23 protein-coding genes are annotated in these 13,730 nt (G+C 72.2%); 1 reads left to right on the top strand and 22 read right to left on the bottom strand.

The window, feature by feature from the left end:
• Positions 1-4: 4 nt before the first annotated feature.
• The 11 genes from AC3CHW_RS24185 to AC3CHW_RS24135 all read right to left on the bottom strand — a co-directional run bounded on the left by AC3CHW_RS24185 (position 5) and on the right by AC3CHW_RS24135 (position 6,210).
• Positions 5-1,357 carry a phage terminase large subunit family protein gene (locus AC3CHW_RS24185; protein ID WP_488467875.1) on the bottom strand — a complete coding sequence of 451 codons (1,353 nt, stop codon included), beginning with the start codon at positions 1,355-1,357 and terminating at the stop codon, positions 5-7.
• On the bottom strand, positions 1,354-1,776 hold the full coding sequence (locus tag AC3CHW_RS24180) for a sigma factor-like helix-turn-helix DNA-binding protein (protein WP_488467874.1): 423 nt from the start codon (positions 1,774-1,776) through the stop codon (positions 1,354-1,356). Before AC3CHW_RS24180 ends, AC3CHW_RS24185 begins: the two co-directional genes overlap by 4 nt.
• A gap of 129 nt (positions 1,777-1,905) precedes the next feature.
• Positions 1,906-2,343 carry a hypothetical protein gene (locus tag AC3CHW_RS24175; protein ID WP_488467873.1) on the bottom strand — a complete coding sequence of 146 codons (438 nt, stop codon included), beginning with the start codon at positions 2,341-2,343 and terminating at the stop codon, positions 1,906-1,908.
• A gap of 108 nt (positions 2,344-2,451) precedes the next feature.
• Positions 2,452-2,790: a DUF6221 family protein gene (locus AC3CHW_RS24170; protein WP_488467872.1), complete on the bottom strand. Its 339-nt coding sequence runs from the start codon at positions 2,788-2,790 to the stop codon at positions 2,452-2,454.
• 38 nt (positions 2,791-2,828) lie between these two features.
• A complete protein-coding gene (locus AC3CHW_RS24165; protein ID WP_488467871.1) occupies positions 2,829-3,140 on the bottom strand; it encodes a hypothetical protein in 312 nt (103 codons plus the stop codon).
• Positions 3,141-3,249: 109 nt separating this feature from the next.
• Positions 3,250-3,948: a hypothetical protein gene (locus AC3CHW_RS24160; RefSeq protein WP_488467870.1), complete on the bottom strand. Its 699-nt coding sequence runs from the start codon at positions 3,946-3,948 to the stop codon at positions 3,250-3,252.
• Positions 3,945-4,460 (bottom strand): hypothetical protein, encoded by a 516-nt coding sequence (locus AC3CHW_RS24155; protein ID WP_488467869.1) that lies wholly within the window; start codon positions 4,458-4,460, stop codon positions 3,945-3,947. Before AC3CHW_RS24155 ends, AC3CHW_RS24160 begins: the two co-directional genes overlap by 4 nt.
• Positions 4,457-5,044 carry a hypothetical protein gene (locus tag AC3CHW_RS24150; protein ID WP_488467868.1) on the bottom strand — a complete coding sequence of 196 codons (588 nt, stop codon included), beginning with the start codon at positions 5,042-5,044 and terminating at the stop codon, positions 4,457-4,459. Before AC3CHW_RS24150 ends, AC3CHW_RS24155 begins: the two co-directional genes overlap by 4 nt.
• Positions 5,045-5,054: 10 nt before the next feature.
• The gene (locus AC3CHW_RS24145; protein WP_488467867.1) at positions 5,055-5,228 is read right to left on the bottom strand and encodes a hypothetical protein; all 174 of its coding nucleotides are present in this window, start codon (positions 5,226-5,228) and stop codon (positions 5,055-5,057) included.
• Positions 5,228-6,010: a DUF2637 domain-containing protein gene (locus AC3CHW_RS24140; protein WP_488467866.1), complete on the bottom strand. Its 783-nt coding sequence runs from the start codon at positions 6,008-6,010 to the stop codon at positions 5,228-5,230. The genes AC3CHW_RS24145 and AC3CHW_RS24140 overlap by 1 nt, the downstream gene beginning before the upstream one ends.
• The gene (locus tag AC3CHW_RS24135; RefSeq protein ID WP_488467865.1) at positions 6,010-6,210 is read right to left on the bottom strand and encodes a hypothetical protein; all 201 of its coding nucleotides are present in this window, start codon (positions 6,208-6,210) and stop codon (positions 6,010-6,012) included. Before AC3CHW_RS24135 ends, AC3CHW_RS24140 begins: the two co-directional genes overlap by 1 nt.
• Positions 6,211-6,391: 181 nt before the next feature.
• Here AC3CHW_RS24135 and AC3CHW_RS24130 point away from each other — a divergent pair, with 181 nt between their 5' ends.
• The gene (locus AC3CHW_RS24130; protein WP_488467864.1) at positions 6,392-6,682 is read left to right on the top strand and encodes a hypothetical protein; all 291 of its coding nucleotides are present in this window, start codon (positions 6,392-6,394) and stop codon (positions 6,680-6,682) included.
• Positions 6,683-6,704: 22 nt separating this feature from the next.
• On the opposite strand, the gene AC3CHW_RS24125 is transcribed toward AC3CHW_RS24130, so the two are convergent.
• The 11 genes from AC3CHW_RS24125 to AC3CHW_RS24075 form a co-directional block, all read right to left on the bottom strand.
• Complete coding sequence (locus AC3CHW_RS24125; protein ID WP_488467863.1) at positions 6,705-6,923, bottom strand: hypothetical protein; 219 nt, start codon at positions 6,921-6,923, stop codon at positions 6,705-6,707.
• An 87-nt stretch (positions 6,924-7,010) separates the two neighbouring features.
• Positions 7,011-7,205, bottom strand: a complete 195-nt coding sequence (locus tag AC3CHW_RS24120; RefSeq protein ID WP_488467862.1) for a hypothetical protein — start codon at positions 7,203-7,205, stop codon at positions 7,011-7,013.
• A 1-nt stretch (position 7,206) separates the two neighbouring features.
• Positions 7,207-7,584, bottom strand: a complete 378-nt coding sequence (locus tag AC3CHW_RS24115) for a hypothetical protein (protein WP_488467861.1) — start codon at positions 7,582-7,584, stop codon at positions 7,207-7,209.
• Positions 7,574-7,834, bottom strand: a complete 261-nt coding sequence (locus AC3CHW_RS24110) for a hypothetical protein (RefSeq protein WP_488467860.1) — start codon at positions 7,832-7,834, stop codon at positions 7,574-7,576. The genes AC3CHW_RS24115 and AC3CHW_RS24110 overlap by 11 nt, the downstream gene beginning before the upstream one ends.
• A 53-nt stretch (positions 7,835-7,887) precedes the next feature.
• Positions 7,888-8,106 carry a hypothetical protein gene (locus AC3CHW_RS24105; RefSeq protein ID WP_488467859.1) on the bottom strand — a complete coding sequence of 73 codons (219 nt, stop codon included), beginning with the start codon at positions 8,104-8,106 and terminating at the stop codon, positions 7,888-7,890.
• Positions 8,106-8,267, bottom strand: a complete 162-nt coding sequence (locus AC3CHW_RS24100) for a hypothetical protein (protein WP_488467858.1) — start codon at positions 8,265-8,267, stop codon at positions 8,106-8,108. Before AC3CHW_RS24100 ends, AC3CHW_RS24105 begins: the two co-directional genes overlap by 1 nt.
• Before the next feature lie 32 nt (positions 8,268-8,299).
• On the bottom strand, positions 8,300-8,887 hold the full coding sequence (locus AC3CHW_RS24095; protein WP_488467857.1) for a WhiB family transcriptional regulator: 588 nt from the start codon (positions 8,885-8,887) through the stop codon (positions 8,300-8,302).
• Positions 8,888-9,004: 117 nt separating this feature from the next.
• On the bottom strand, positions 9,005-9,463 hold the full coding sequence (locus tag AC3CHW_RS24090) for a hypothetical protein (RefSeq protein WP_488467856.1): 459 nt from the start codon (positions 9,461-9,463) through the stop codon (positions 9,005-9,007).
• Entirely contained in the window at positions 9,460-9,792 is a 333-nt protein-coding gene (locus AC3CHW_RS24085; protein WP_488467855.1) for a hypothetical protein, read from the bottom strand. The genes AC3CHW_RS24090 and AC3CHW_RS24085 overlap by 4 nt, the downstream gene beginning before the upstream one ends.
• Positions 9,793-10,226: 434 nt before the next feature.
• On the bottom strand, positions 10,227-12,956 hold the full coding sequence (locus tag AC3CHW_RS24080) for a bifunctional DNA primase/polymerase (RefSeq protein ID WP_488471152.1): 2,730 nt from the start codon (positions 12,954-12,956) through the stop codon (positions 10,227-10,229).
• A 158-nt stretch (positions 12,957-13,114) separates the two neighbouring features.
• A complete protein-coding gene (locus AC3CHW_RS24075) occupies positions 13,115-13,729 on the bottom strand; it encodes a hypothetical protein (RefSeq protein WP_488467854.1) in 615 nt (204 codons plus the stop codon).
• Between the last annotated feature and the right edge of the window lies 1 nt (position 13,730).

Below are 13,730 nucleotides of genomic sequence, written 5' to 3'. Positions count from 1 at the left end.
TCTCCTATGCGACCGCGGCCAGGTTGCCGGCCGGTGCCAGCATGAGATCGGTGAGCGCCCACACGTACGCGTCGAGCCGGTCAGGGGATGCGTCCCCCGGCACCCACGTAGACAACTGCTCCTCCAGCTCCGGCAGGCTGCCGACGATGTGCGCACTGGCCTGCTCGGTGAGCGCGGCCACCGGCTCGGCTCGGGTGGCCTTCCCCCGGCTGGCGTGGACGGTGCGCACGTTGACGGTCGGGTCGATCTGCCGGATCGTCGTTGTGATCCATTCGCCCCCGTTGTTGACCTCGACCACGATGGCGTCTGCCTGGTGCTGGTGGTACGCGGCGATGGCGCGGCGCGCGGCTTCGATCGGGGGCATGCGGCCGGAGAGGTCATCGAGCGCGTATCCGTGCTGACGAGCGAAGCCGTTCCGGTCTGGGATGTGCTGCTGACCGAGGCCAGCCACGATGATGCCCATCTCGTCGGCCTCGGTGCCGCTGGTGGCGGCGGGGTCCATGGCGACGACGACGCGGGCGAGCGGCGGTGCGGCGCCCACGCGGGTGCGGTCGAACTTGTCCACGGACCACAGTGCGCCCTCGACGTCCGTGATCAGCTCGCCGTCCAGCTCCTGCCGCTCCAGCCGGGTGCCGGCGTACTGCTGGATCAACTTGCTCCGCATCAGCTCCGGCAGGTGCACCGCGTCCCGGGTCCGGCCGCGGGTGACGTGCACGTCGGTACGGGCGATCAGGTCGCGGATCTCCTTGCGGGGCTTCGGCGTGGTAGACGCGATGTAGTGCGGCCGGGGCCCGAGGCGCAGGCCCATCGCGGAGTGGGTGAGCGCGTCCCCCAGCCGACGCATGGCCGCCGCCTCCTCCAGCCACACCAAGCACCGGTTACCGCCGGAGCGTAGGCGCTCGATGTCGTCGGGCGAATGCGCTCCGAACAACTTGGCCTCGGCGCCGCTAGGCCACCTGACGTGGGTGCCGCCGACGGTCGTACGGACGACAACCCGCGGATCGTGCGCGCGCAGCCCGGACGGGCCGTTGACGGCGGACTCGACGGCGTCGCCCTGGGTGGGCGCGATGATGCTGAGCCGGTGGCCGCCCGGCACGCGCGGGTCGCAGGCCGGGCCGTTGACGTGCTCCACGACGTAGCGCGCGCACCCGTCGGTCTTGCCCGTGCCGCGCCCGCCGAGCTGGAGCCACATGCCGTGCGTCTCCACCTCGGCCGGCGGGATCTGCCACTCGTACGGCGTCCACGACTCCCAGCGGTCCTGCCACAGGCGGGCGGCCAGCCGGTCGCGCAGTGCGGTGAGCGCGGCCGGGGGCAGCCGGTCGAGCCGTGCGCGCAGGTCGGGGGTCAGGGTGGTCACTGCCGGGCCCGTTCGGCTATCTCGTCGGCGAGCGCTTCGACTTCGGCGGTGAGGGCGTCGGTGACCTTGGCGTCTACCTTCATCGGCGCGTCGAGGCCGAGGAGCCGGGCGTGCCGGTCGAGCGCCTTGATGACGACCTCGGCGGCGCGGGCGTCGCCGGCGACGGCCTTGGGCATGAGGCCGTCGAGGAGGGCGTCGAGGGTGGCGAGCTGCCGGCCGATCTCCTCGTCGCGGTGCTCGGCGGCGGTCTGGGCCCACTTGCGCATGCCGCGCTTCCACGCCTCGTGGACCGTCTTGACGTCGATGCCGAGTTCGGTGGCGATCTCGCGGAAGGTCAGGCGACCGCGCACGCGGAGGTCGATGACCTGTTGTTCGCGTGCGGTCGCTACGTCCGAGTTGAGCTTGGTGGGGCCTGGCATGCCGGTACCTCCCTGGTGGGGAGGGTACGGAGATCAGCCGCCGTCCGGGAGGGGGTACCACCTGGTGGGGACGTGGTGCGGCCCCGCGCGACGGGGGACGCGCGGGGCCACGGAGCTAGCGTACGAGGGTCAGCAGGCGTCGTACCGCCACTCGCCACCCTCGCGCACCCAGGGCTGGGACTTCTGGTCGAACAGCGGCAGACCCACGCCGTACGACACGCGGGCCATGTCGCCGCTGAGCTGGTCCACCTTGAACGTCTTCACGCTCTGCTTGCCGTACTGCTTGCTGGCGGTCTCCACCTGGGCGGTGTACGCGGCCTTGTCGATCTCGGCGGCGCAGCGCTTCGACAGCGCGTTGTAGCCGGCGGTCGCGTCCGGCTTGAAGAACGCGGCCGTGTAGGCGCGGACCGCCGCTTCGAGTTCGGCTCGGCCGTCGTCGGCGGCCGGCATGCTCGCGGTCTTGCCGGCGGTGGGCTTCGCCTTGTCGTCTCCGCCGTCGTCGGAGCAGCCGACGAGCGTGAGCAGCGCGGTGAGGGCTGCGGCGGTCAGGGCGGTGGTGCGGCGCATGGGTGTCCCCCAGGGGGTCGTCGGTTGGTGGTGTGGGGGGACGGGCAGCGTACCGGGCATGAGCGCGCCCCCGCCCGAGTCTTCGGGCGGGGGCTTTCGTGCTGCCCTCTACGGGCGCCACTTCTCCTGGTAGCCGGGCCGGGCAGAGTAGGCGAGCGCGAACCGGCGGAGCACCTGCTCCATCGCGGCTGCAAGGCCGCTCACGAAGGTCTCGTGGTAGTCGTGCACGCGCTCTGCGAGGCGCACCAGCTCCCGCTTGGCGTCGATCTCGCGCAGCACCCGCTCCGGACCCCACACCGACCGGCGCCACTCTGGAGGCTGCACCGTATCCTCCACCCACTCGCCGCCGATCCACCGTCGGGTGGTCGTGGTCCGTCGTAGGGCATCTCGGGCTTCGACCTCATCCTCCTCCAACTGCACGAGGAGCCACTGCGTCAAGTCGTCCATCCTGCACCTCTGCCTTCTCGGGACGGGGGCGGGCACCATCAGTCCTGCGGCGGTCTCTTCGCCGCCTGCTCCGCCTCCTCGGCGAGGTGGAGCAGGCCGGTGACCTCCGCGACTGACACGTCCATGTCGGCCTGCACGTGCTTCGTGAGGGCGTTGGCGGTGGCGGAGCCGTGGTGCTCGGCGACCCACCGGACGCTTGTGGCCAGCGCGTGCGCGAGGCGTGCGACGGAGGTGGCTTGGTTCATCTGGACGAAGTCGTCGCGAGTGAAGTACAGCTTCGCCCGCCGCACGTTCCCATCGTGGACATCCTCCCAGGCTTCGGCCAGTTTCTCCCACGTCTCGTCGTCCATATCGATCCTTCTCGTCCTGGGTGGCTGAGTGGCCGGGTCATCCTCTCGTGTCAGTGGCCGCAGTGGGGCCGGGTCCACCAGCCGCAGCGGGCGCAGTACTCCATGTTGGTCACCCCCTCTCGACCGCGTGCCGCTGGCCGGCGCCCCGATGGAGGACGGCGCCGCACTGACCGATGGGCCGTACACGCAACCCCTTCTCCGCTTCGGTCGGCGCGCCGTTGTTGCTGTTGTTGTTGTTGGCCTGACCTGCACTAACAACGGCCGCCAGGGCGGTGTCCTTGACTCCGGTTGAGGCGCCCGCGCCCCGCATCCGGACCGTCTCAACCGCCACCCCGTGCGCGCGCAGTGAGGCCCGTACGCGCGCGGGGGTCGCGTCCAGGTGGGCGGCGAGAGCGGCCAGATGGGCATGAGGAGTGCCGACCCGGGAGAGAGCGGCGGCGAGGTCGGCCAGGGAGATCGGCGCGTCCGGGTCGGCGGCCTCCTCCCCCTCCTCGGTCCCCTCTTCCTTCTCCTGCGGCTTCCAGTCGGGGTGCCCGACGCGCCACGCAGCGACGAGCCACGCGCCGGCCGCCACCCACATCAGGACCGGGCGGGCGCGCACCAGGCGCAGCGCGGCGTAGCCGGCGCTGGCCAGGATGGTGGCGCGGATGGCTGGCCCGAGCGCGGCTCGCCAGCCGGTCAGGTCCGTGCGGCGGGCGCGGCGGCACCAGGTGCTTGCGCGGGTCGCGAGGTGTGTGGCAAGCCGGGTGCTGCCGGTGGTCAGCCGGTCGGCGGCGCCGGTCACGCCGGGCCATGCGAGCCGCTTCACAGGAAGCTCCCCGTGCTGCTCAGCGCGCCCTTCAGTTCCGTGCCGGCCCAGTTCACGGTGTCCGGCCACCACGTCAGCGTGGCGGCCACACCTGGCAGGAAGCCCAGGACGGCGAAGCTGGCGAAGCCCCCTGCAATCCGCCACCGGTCCTTCTTGTTGGCCGCGCGGAACAGGATGATCAGGGCGAGGAAGAGCAGGAAGACGACCACGCCGCCCTCGTCGGTGAGGACGCCCATCCGGCCGGTCGGCAGGCTGCTCTGTCCGGTGCCGACGGTCTTGGCGACGCCCTTGTCGCCGCCGGCTGTCGCGACGCCAGCGAGGCCGGCGGCACCCCAGCCCAGGGCGCCGCCGACGCAGATGGTGGCGAGGCTGCCTACGGCCGCACCTGACCCGTAGGGCAGCAGCGCCTTGGGATCGCGCCCACCCTTCAACCAGGGCCGGAGGTTGGCCCACACGATGGCGATGGCGACGGCGGCGCCGGCGAGGCTAAGGCCGACGGAGGTGGCGTTCACGAGCGGACTCCTGTGACGAAGGTGACGAGGTCGTACCAGCCGAGGGCACCGGTGCCGCCGATGAGGGTGACGACGAGGAGGCACCGGGCCCACCAGGTCTGGCGGCGGTGGTCGATGAGGACGGCGAGGCCAGTCGCGGCGCCGGCCATGAGGTAGGCGGTGCCGAGGTCGCCGGGCGAGCCGTCGGCACGGAGGTCGTTGAGGCAGGCCGCCCACGCGGTGGTGAGGCTGTAGTGCTCGTAGGCAGGGGATGGCAGGAGCGCCAGGGTGATGCCGATGAGGGACTGGCGGGGGCGGAGCCAGCGCCACAGCCAGGCCCAGTTCCGGCGCGGGGGCTCCGGCTCGGGAGCGGGCGGGAGCAGGTCGACGGTGACGTGGATGTGCAGCGGCCCGGCGGCGGGTGGTTCGGGCCAGGGCCACGGCCGGCCGGTGGTCGGCGGAACCGGCGGCGGGGGCGGCGGCGTGGCGGGCGCGCGCCAGGGCGGCACGGCGCCGGGCTCCGGCGGGCCGGGTGGTAGCGGGGACGGGCCGAGGGGCCACTCCCCGGCCGGGATGACACGGGTGGGCTGGATCGGGTCAGGCATCAGGGGTCCTTCAGCGGAGGGCGGCGACGAGCGCGATCAGCGTCAGCAGGACAGCGACCACGCCGGCGACGCGGGTGGCGGCCCGGTCGCGGCGGTGGTACGCGGCGGCGGCGAGGGCGACGACGCCCAGGGCCGCGCCGGCGAGGTAGACGAGCAGCAGGGCGAGCGCGAGGGCGATGGCCATCACGCGGTCCGCAACGCCGGCGGGTACGCGGCGAGCGCCGGCTCGTGCCGTTCGACCTCGGCGCGGAGGGCGCCGCGGATGGTGCTGTCGGCGACGCGGCCGTGTCCGGCGGCGACCAGGGCGGCGCGCATGGCGCCGGTGCTGGGCCTGGTGCCGGTGTCGTACAGGGCGCGGATGGCGGTGCAGCGGGGGTCGCTGTAGGCGATCGGTGTGGGGGCCGGCGGCGCGGCCGACGGGGTGGTGACGGGTGTCGGCGGGGTCGTCGGCGGCATCGGCCCGGGGGGCGTCAGCGGCGCGCTGACGGGCGTCGGCCGGCTGACGGGTGACGCAACGACGCTGGTCGACGGGGCGACGACGGCCGGCTCCTCGGCCTGGGCGAACCAGATGTGGAGCTGCCTCATCAACGCGCCGAACGCGAGGAGGGCGGCGACCGGCGGGACCGCGGCGACGACGTACTCCAGGGCGGGCGCCCCCGGGCCGACGCCAGCGACGTTGAGGCCGATGCTGCCGAGCGCGCCGACCGCGGTCAGGGCGATGGCCCAGGGGTCCACGGTGCGCAGGTACGAGGCGCGGAGGATCAGCAGCTCGCCGGCGAGGTAGAAGAGGTCGAGCACGGCGGGCCATGCCCAGGCGCGGCGGCTGTCGGCGGCGAGGCCGTGTGCCGCGGCGACATCATGCAGGTGGTGGTAACTGAGCCAGAAGGCGATGCCCGTGATGGTGGTGATGATGAGGGCGGCGCCGATGGCGAGGCCGAGGCCGGCGGTGCGGTGTGGGTCGCGCATCACATGCCGCCCTGCGTGTTGCCGCGGAGGTCGAGGGTGCGGCGGTCGCGCCGGCGCATGGACTCGCCGGACTCGGCGACGGCCGCGGCGGAGGCGGCGTCGATGGCACGGCACCGGTCGCAGTGGTCGAGGTGGTCCTGCCAGGCGGCGGTGGTGAGGCTCTGGCCGGGGGCGGGGGCGGGTACGCTGCGGTCAGCCATGGGAGGTCTCGTCTCCTGTGGTCAGAGCCTCGGCCGGGATGCCAGTCCCTGCCGGGGCTCGTTCAGTTGTGGGGCGTCGTCAGTCCGTCACGACGGGCCAAGGGGTACCCCTTGGCTCCAGAGGGTACCCCTTGGTTGACCCGTTGTGCAGACCTACTCTCCGGCCGGGAGGCGGTGAGTCATGGCGGGTGAGGTCGAGCGGGTGCGTGCGGCGCTGCGGGCGTTGGAGGCGATCCCTGATGCGATGGATCGGGCGGCGGCGTGTGCTGAGGTGCTGCGGGAGTGGCCGGAGCTGCATCGGCTGGTGGCTGACGTGCGTCAGCAGGCGGTGATCACGGCCAAGGAGCAGGGGCACACGTACCGGGCGATCGGTGCGCGGATGGGTGTGTCCGGTGAGGCGGCTGGCCAGGTGGCAGCTGGGCGCGGCCGGGCTGCTCCTGTACGCGCCGACGCCCCGTCGCCGGAGGGGTGACGGGGCGTCGGACGGGTGTCGGCTAGCGGGCAGGCCCTGCGATGCGTACAGCCCAGAAGCGGCGCACCGCGCGCTCGAAGTCGTCGAGCAGCTCCTGCTTCGTGCCGCTGTTCGGCCCCTCGTGGGTCAGGACCGCGCGGCGGGCGCGCGCCACTGCGGTCTCAGCGGCGTCGAAGGCACGGTCGAAGTCGGGATCGGTGAGCCTGGCGAACCGCTCCTGGGCAGGGCGTTCGTATTCCACGGTGTCCTCCTCGGTGGTGTCGTCTCCACCGTGGCAGTGCCTCGGCGGCGGTGCGCGGAAAAATTTCCGCTGCGGAAAAATTTCCAGTCACCCGCTGGCCGGTGGGTCGAGCGCGGCGCGGATGCGGGCGACGGCGGCGTGCACGTCGGCGTCGTCGGTCTCGGTCTCGATGGCGTCGCACTCGACGCGCACGCGGTCGATGGTGGCTTGGAGTGCCTGGATCTGGGGGCGGTAGTGGCTGCCGGCGCCGACTTGGGCGCGGGCGTGGGGTCGTCCGGGCATGTCAGGTCTCCTTCGTGGTCGGGTTGTCGAGGGCATCCACCAGTTCGCACCACAGGCCGGCGAGGTGTGCGTGGAACGCGAGGCCGGCGTAGGACATGGCGTCGCGTAGGCGGCGTTCGGCGGCGCGGGCGTGGTCGAGTGTGGCTCGGGCTTGGTCTCGCTCGGCGCGGACGCGGGCCAGCTCGGTGTCGGCCGCGATGGCGGAGGCGTACCGCTCGCGCAACCCGTCGGCTGGCCCGTCGTCGCCTGTCGTCGGCGCGTCGTCGGTGGGCGTCGTCAGGGCGTCGGCGGCCCGTCTGACGTGCGTCGTCAGCAGGTCGACGTGTCGGGTGAGGGCGTCGAGTTGGGCGGCGATCTGGCCAGCGGGGTCAGTGGTCACGGTCGGCCTCCGGGGCGTGGTTGACGGCGCCCAGGTGTTCCTGGCACTGGCACCCGTCTACGGGCCCCCAGGACGGGCAGACGCTCACGGCTTCGGCGTTGTGCTCGCACGGGTCGAGCCAGCAGGGGCCTGAGCAGCCGCACTTGTCGTTGTTGTGCCAGCGGGGTGCGGGCTGGCGGCAGAGGTCGCAGACGAGGTACGGATTCGCGAACGCGACGTAGACGTGAGTCCGGGTTCGGGTGTGGACCATGGCGGGTCTCCGGTGGTTGGGGCCCGGCCGCGCGCGGCGGCCGGGCAGGCGGGTCAGGTGGGGCGGGGAGCACCGCAGTGCAGGCACCGCTGGTCGGTGAGCCCGGAGACGCCGCGGAAGGGGCAGCCGCGGTGCGTCCAGAAGACGCCGGCACGCTTTCCGATGCGGAAGAGAGCGGTTTGGTCTGCTCTGCTGCGTGCGCTCCCGAGCAGTCGAGTCATGATCAGGTCGATCTGAGCGGGGGTGGGTTCGGGCATCGGGGTGGCGGCCATCAGGGGGTCTCCTCGCAGTCGTGGTCGGTGGGCTGGCCGTCCGCGCCGTGGAGCACGAGGCCGTCGTCGGGGTCGTACCAGCCGTCGCCCGTCGCGCCGCATGCACCGCACTCCCATCGGCCGGCCAGGCTGATGCCGGTGTAGCCCCTGCTGCTGCTCATGTGTCTCCTCGTTGATGGTGGGTGGGTGGTGGTTATGCGGCGGCCTGTGTGGGCGCCTGACGGGCCACCACCGGCACGGACGCGCCCTGTGCCTTGGGCGGGGCAGCGAGACGCCTGGCGGCCTGCCGCGCCCGCCGGTACACCCGCTCCGCCTCCCGGCACCGCGCGCACGGCGGGAGGCCCAACCGCTGCTCCAACCGCAGGCCCTTGAGCGTGCCGCCCGCCGCGTGCTCCACCTCCAGCGCCGCCGTCCACCGGGCCCGGCGCCGGTCGGACTCGGCCTCCCAGCACAGCGCGCAGTGCTCGCGGGCGGCGCAGTGCCGCCGGTAGGCGCGCTCGGTACCACAGGGGGCGCGGCGGGCCCGGGTGGCGGGTGAGGGCTGGAGGAGGCGGGCCCGGTCCCGCCGGGTGAGGCCGCCCCAGGTGCCGGTGAGGTCGGGGTCGGTGAGGGCGTAGGCGCGGCAGGCGGTGAGGAGGGGGCAGCCGGCGCAGATGGCACGGGCGTCGGCTTGGTCGGTGGGGTCGACGGAGTGCCAGAGGTCGGGGTCGTGGTGGGGGGTGGCGCAGGCGGCACGGCGGTCGAGGAAGCCGGGCAGGGTCAGGGTGGGCTCGGTGGTCATCGGGGGGCCTCCTCGGGGTGGTTGGCGGTGTGGGCGTTGGGGGTGCGGGTTGTGGCTCTTATGTCCGGCGGCGGCGAGTCCGGGGTTCCTCGTTGGCCTGGCCAGGCGTTGGGCAGGTCACTGGGGCACCCTCGTCCACTGGAAGGCCGCGTGTTGGGCCGCGGTGAGTTCCTGGATGTGCAGCGCCAGCCGGCCGCCCTTGATGACGGGGCCGATGCGCATGTCGGGTCCGATGACGCGGGTGTGGTCGTCGTCCTCCAGCACGCCCGCGTCGACCAGCCCGTCCACCGCGGCCTTGAAGGAGGGGTAGAGGTTGGCCGGGTCGAGCCGGCGCCGCGTGGCCGGGTGGATGATGGCGAGGATGTAGGCGTGGCTCATCACCGGGGCGGGCGAAGCCGCGGCCAGCGCGGCGCGGAGCCCATCGTGTTCGGAGCAGGCGGCCATGGCCGCGCCGCGGATGGTCGCGGTGACCTCGGCGCGGACACGGTGGTGTACGCGCTGGTTCGCGTTGAGCAGCTTCATCCCCACTGGCAGGGCCAGCGTGTAGCTGCGGAGTCTGGGCGGTGCCGTGGTCATTGGGTGCCCTCCTTCGGGCAGTGGTGGTCGCGGAGTACGGGGTGGCGCGCGGGCCCCGCGGTGATGTGGGTGGTGCCGCGCCAGGTGATGCGCTGGGTGCCGAGCGCCCCGATGACCAGGTGCCAGGTGAGCCGGCCCTCCAGCAGGGCCTGGACCTCTTCGAGCGGAGTCAAAGCCTCGGGGTCAAGGGCGACGTCGAGGGCCGCCACCCGCCCCGGGCGCGCAGTGAGCACGGGGGCGCCGCAGCGTTGGCACGTGGTGGGGACCGCGTGGTCGGCGGTGGCGGCGATCTTCGCGGCTATGCCTGGGTGGAGGTAGCGCTCAGCCATGGGGGCCGCCGACGCTCACGATGCGTAGAGGTGTCCTGGGGGGCCGATGCGCCCGCGGGGACTTGCGGGGACTAGTTCGGGTCGATCCGCCGCTATACGTGAAACACGTCTTGGTATGCACTCCCCACGTAAAGACCCTGAAATAGTCCCCGCAAGTACCCGCAAGTACCCGCAGCACTTCACTGACCAGCATCTTTGCAAGATCAAATGTGCGGGGACTAGCAGTCGCCACCCCGTTTTCTAGTCCCGCATTCGCCCAGCTAGTCCCCGCAGGGACGAAGAAGGGGCAACCGTTGCGCCCTGGGGCGGCCCCGAGAAGGAGTGAGGCGCCCCTCCCATCCCCGCTAGTCCCCGCATTTGCGGGGACTGCGGGGACTAGAAATTCGTAGTCCCCGCAGTCCGCGCCCTCACCGAGAGCGACCATCCAGGCCATGTCAGGCCCCGCTCTCGTCGGCGCCTTCAGCGGCTTGCGGGTCGCGCTTCACGTGGTAGAACCACGTCTTCGTGTGCGCGTCCTGAGTGCCTCGCAGCACGAGGTCGCCGAAGTACCGGCCGCGCCGACTGGCGAGCATCATGCCCAGTCCCTTCGGGGTGGGCAGGACTCCGTTGGCACGGGTAACGAACGTGCCGTTCCACGGGTCGGGGAGCCCGAACCCAGGTGTCGCTTGAACGCTGTTGAGAAGGCCGGACGCGGTCTGCGGTGTGCTTCCGTACCGCTCGTGCCAGGTCGAGAGGAACCCCGCCCAGGCCGCGGCCTCCTCGTCCTGCTGCTCCAGTTGTGCGGCGTTGCCCAGGAAGCCCTCGATGCGGTGGTAGGCGAGGAACCCGCCCAACCCGCGCGCCCATCGACGGAACGACCGCATCGCGTACTCGCCACGCGGCGCGCCACCGACGATCCACGCGCGCGCCAAAAGGAGCAGGCTGTGCAAGAGCCGGGCTCGGTTGCGCGAGTCCTCAAGCCATTCGCCGAGGTCGGGGATACGGAAGCCGGTGCGCAGGTCGGGGCGGGCGCACTTCGGATCGAGCTGAACCAGGACGGTGCGTTGCGCGAGGTCTCCGCCGAAGCGAATGTTGTTCCCGGTGACGAGCCACAGCCGGTCGTTGGTCAGGCGCGCTTGCTCGCTGCGGCCGAGCACGCGGTCGTCCCAGGCGGGGCTGGTGAGGAGTTTCGCCAGCGTGGGGGCTTCGACGCTGTCTTGGTCACCGACGTTGTCGAAGGTGACCACGGCGCTGGTCCCCATCAGCGCCGCTGTGATGGCCTTGCGAAGCTCATCGTCATCGCTGACCCAGGGGCGGACGACTGCGCCGTACAGGGTGCCGATGACGTCCGCGAGGAGGGTCTTACCGGAGCCTCGGTCGGATGCGCTGATCGCCCCAAGGGGAATGAGGCCCCCCACGTAGGGCCGGAGGATCGGAGAGACGAGAAGCGCGATGAAGTTCGCGCGGTCGGAGTTCGTCGCCCACGGGAAGTCGCCGAGCACGTGCCGGAGCACGAACTCCAGCGCGGTGTCGACCTCCTCGCTCGTCGGCGTGGTCGGGACCGTGGGGAGCTCGGTATGTGGCGCGTAGTAGAAGGCGGTCGGCGCGTCGTACCCCGGAGTTTGCAAGACGGTTCCGTCCGGGCGCAGGACAGGTGCGCCGACGAGGTTCACGAGCGGGCGCACCCCTGGCCAGTTGGTCTCGGTGAGGACCGCCTTGCAGATGGATACGGCCGGGCTGGATGGCACTTCGGTGGGGGGCTCGTCCTTCTTGCCTGCCTTGACGCGGTAGACCGCTGCGTGTCGCGCGAGGAGTCGGCGGAGACTGTCCGGCCCCACGCCCTGGATCGCGGTCTTCAGCATGTGCTGCTGCTCGGTGAGCACGTCGCCGCTGACCTCGGCGACCTGGACCAGTTCTCCGTTACGGACGTAGGAGTCGGGGATGGCGCCGCTGCAAATCGCCGCAGTGATGTTGATGATCGCTTCCGGCTCGTACGAGATGTCGATGCCAGACACAGGCGCGGGAAGGCGGTGGGGCTCAGGAGCGAGGGCAGCAGTCCCGTCCATGGCCGGTTGAGGGCTGGGCACCGCAGCTAGGTGTCGTACCGGCTGAGGCCGCTCCCCGTACCCCCGCCGACGCAGTTCGCGGGCCGCGCCTGAGTGGTCGCCACCGTGGACGAGCAGCGCGTAGGCGCCGAACTTGGTGTACGGGGTCTCCGCGTCGAACTCGGTGCTCGTGGTGAACACGTACAGCCGGCTGCGGTCGGCCGCCCGCCCGGTGGTCGCCGATATTCCTGGCGTCTCCTTGCCGGGGCGGCGCCAGTAGGTGGTGCCGCCGATGGTGCGCAGCGCGGTCCATCCGTGTGGGGTGAGGATCTCCGCCCAGGTGGTGCGCGCCTCGAAGTCGTCCCCCGGGGTGAGGCCCCCGATGGCTCCGGCGGGGCCATCGTTGGAGAAGAGGAAGGACGTGGCCTCGTCCATGGCTGGCGGCTGTGCAGCGGGTGCCAGGGGCTCGGCCATGGGCACCTGGTCGACCATGCGGCACAGCAGGTGCAGGGCGCGGTGCTCGTCCGCGGTGATGGTGGGGCAGGTCTCCGGGCCGCCAGAGATGATCTGGTACGGGCGGCCGCTCGCGTGGACTGGTCCACTGCTCGGCGCGGTGACGACGAAGCCGCCCTCGCCACGGGTCTCGATCAGTCCCCGGGTGATGACCTTGCCCGGGTGCTTGGTCAGCAGTTCGCGCTCAATCTGGGTGAGTTCGTCCTCGCGGGCCGGGCGTGAGGCCAGCTTCGTGTTCCCGGGGACAGCGCCGTCGCTGACGCGGTAGTGGAAGTGCAGGCCGCCACCGGGCGACCGCTCCAGCCACCCTGTGGCAATGCGCATCCACAGCTCGGCCAGCCCGGAGGCGTTGGCGATGTCCGCGAGCTGCTCGAGCACACCCTCGTCAACGGCGCGCCCCTCAAGCTCCAGCATCTCCAGGCCACCGCTGGCCGAGCCAGTGATGACACCGAGGCCAGGGTGTCCCTCGGCGAACCAGCGGCGCAGCGTCGCCTCGTCGGCACGGGCCTGCTGGTAGTGCCGCCACGTGCCGCGGGGCCGCTTGCTTCCGTCCGCGTGGACGGAGATGACCGAGCACCCGGCCGCGTGCAGTGCGAGCGCTGCGGCCAGCGTGTCCGGTGGCGGCATGGTGCTCAAGGGGCTCTCCTCGCGTCGTACGGGGTGGTGCAGTTGGGGAAGTGCCCGCCCGCGGGGTTGCACCGCGAGCCTCGGCGTGGCTACCGATCGGGCTGGCCGACCCGTGGCCGCGGAGTCGAGTCACGCGGCCACGGGGGCGGCTGAGGGGATCAGAACGGAGGCGGGGTGGTCGAGCCGCCCGCGGCCTGCTGCGCCTGCTGCTGGGCCAGCAGCGCCGCCGTGGCCGGGTTCTGGGCTGCCGCGGCGAGCTGCTCCGCGGTGAGTCCGCCGATGGCGCCGCCAGGCTGCTGTGCGGTGGCGCCAGGGTCGGGCGTGTTCAGCTCGTTCTGTGCCGCGGGGACGTACACCGCGTCGTAGTTCTTGGGCGCGTTGAAGCGGGGGTTGGTCTTCTGCCCGTCGCGGGCGTAGGTGACGGTGAGGGTGCCGCCGATCTCCAGCCCGCGGGCCCCGGAGGCGCGGACGGCCGCAGCCACCGCGTTCTTCATCTGCCCCTTGACGTACAGCCGCCGGGCCCCGTCGTCCTCCGGGTTGAGCGGGTCACGCTCGCTGGTGGCCAGGGTGACGACGAGCTGCATCTGCGGCTTCCCGTCGTCCCAGAACTTCAGCTCGCCGGTGGTGAAGTCGCGCTGCTGCTCGACGGTGGGCCGCTCGGCGATCCGCCCGGAGACGGTGGTGCCCAGGGTGGGGAACTTGGCGCTGGTGACGCCGCCGCCCATGAGGAAGTCGTCGGCGGAGGGGGTGGTCTGCTGCGTGGGAACGGTCATG

The organism is Streptomyces sp. MGP-BFMKR1 (assembly GCF_057766585.1).
Note: the sequence above shows the minus strand (reverse complement) of the source record. Positions and strands in the feature narration are given on the sequence as shown.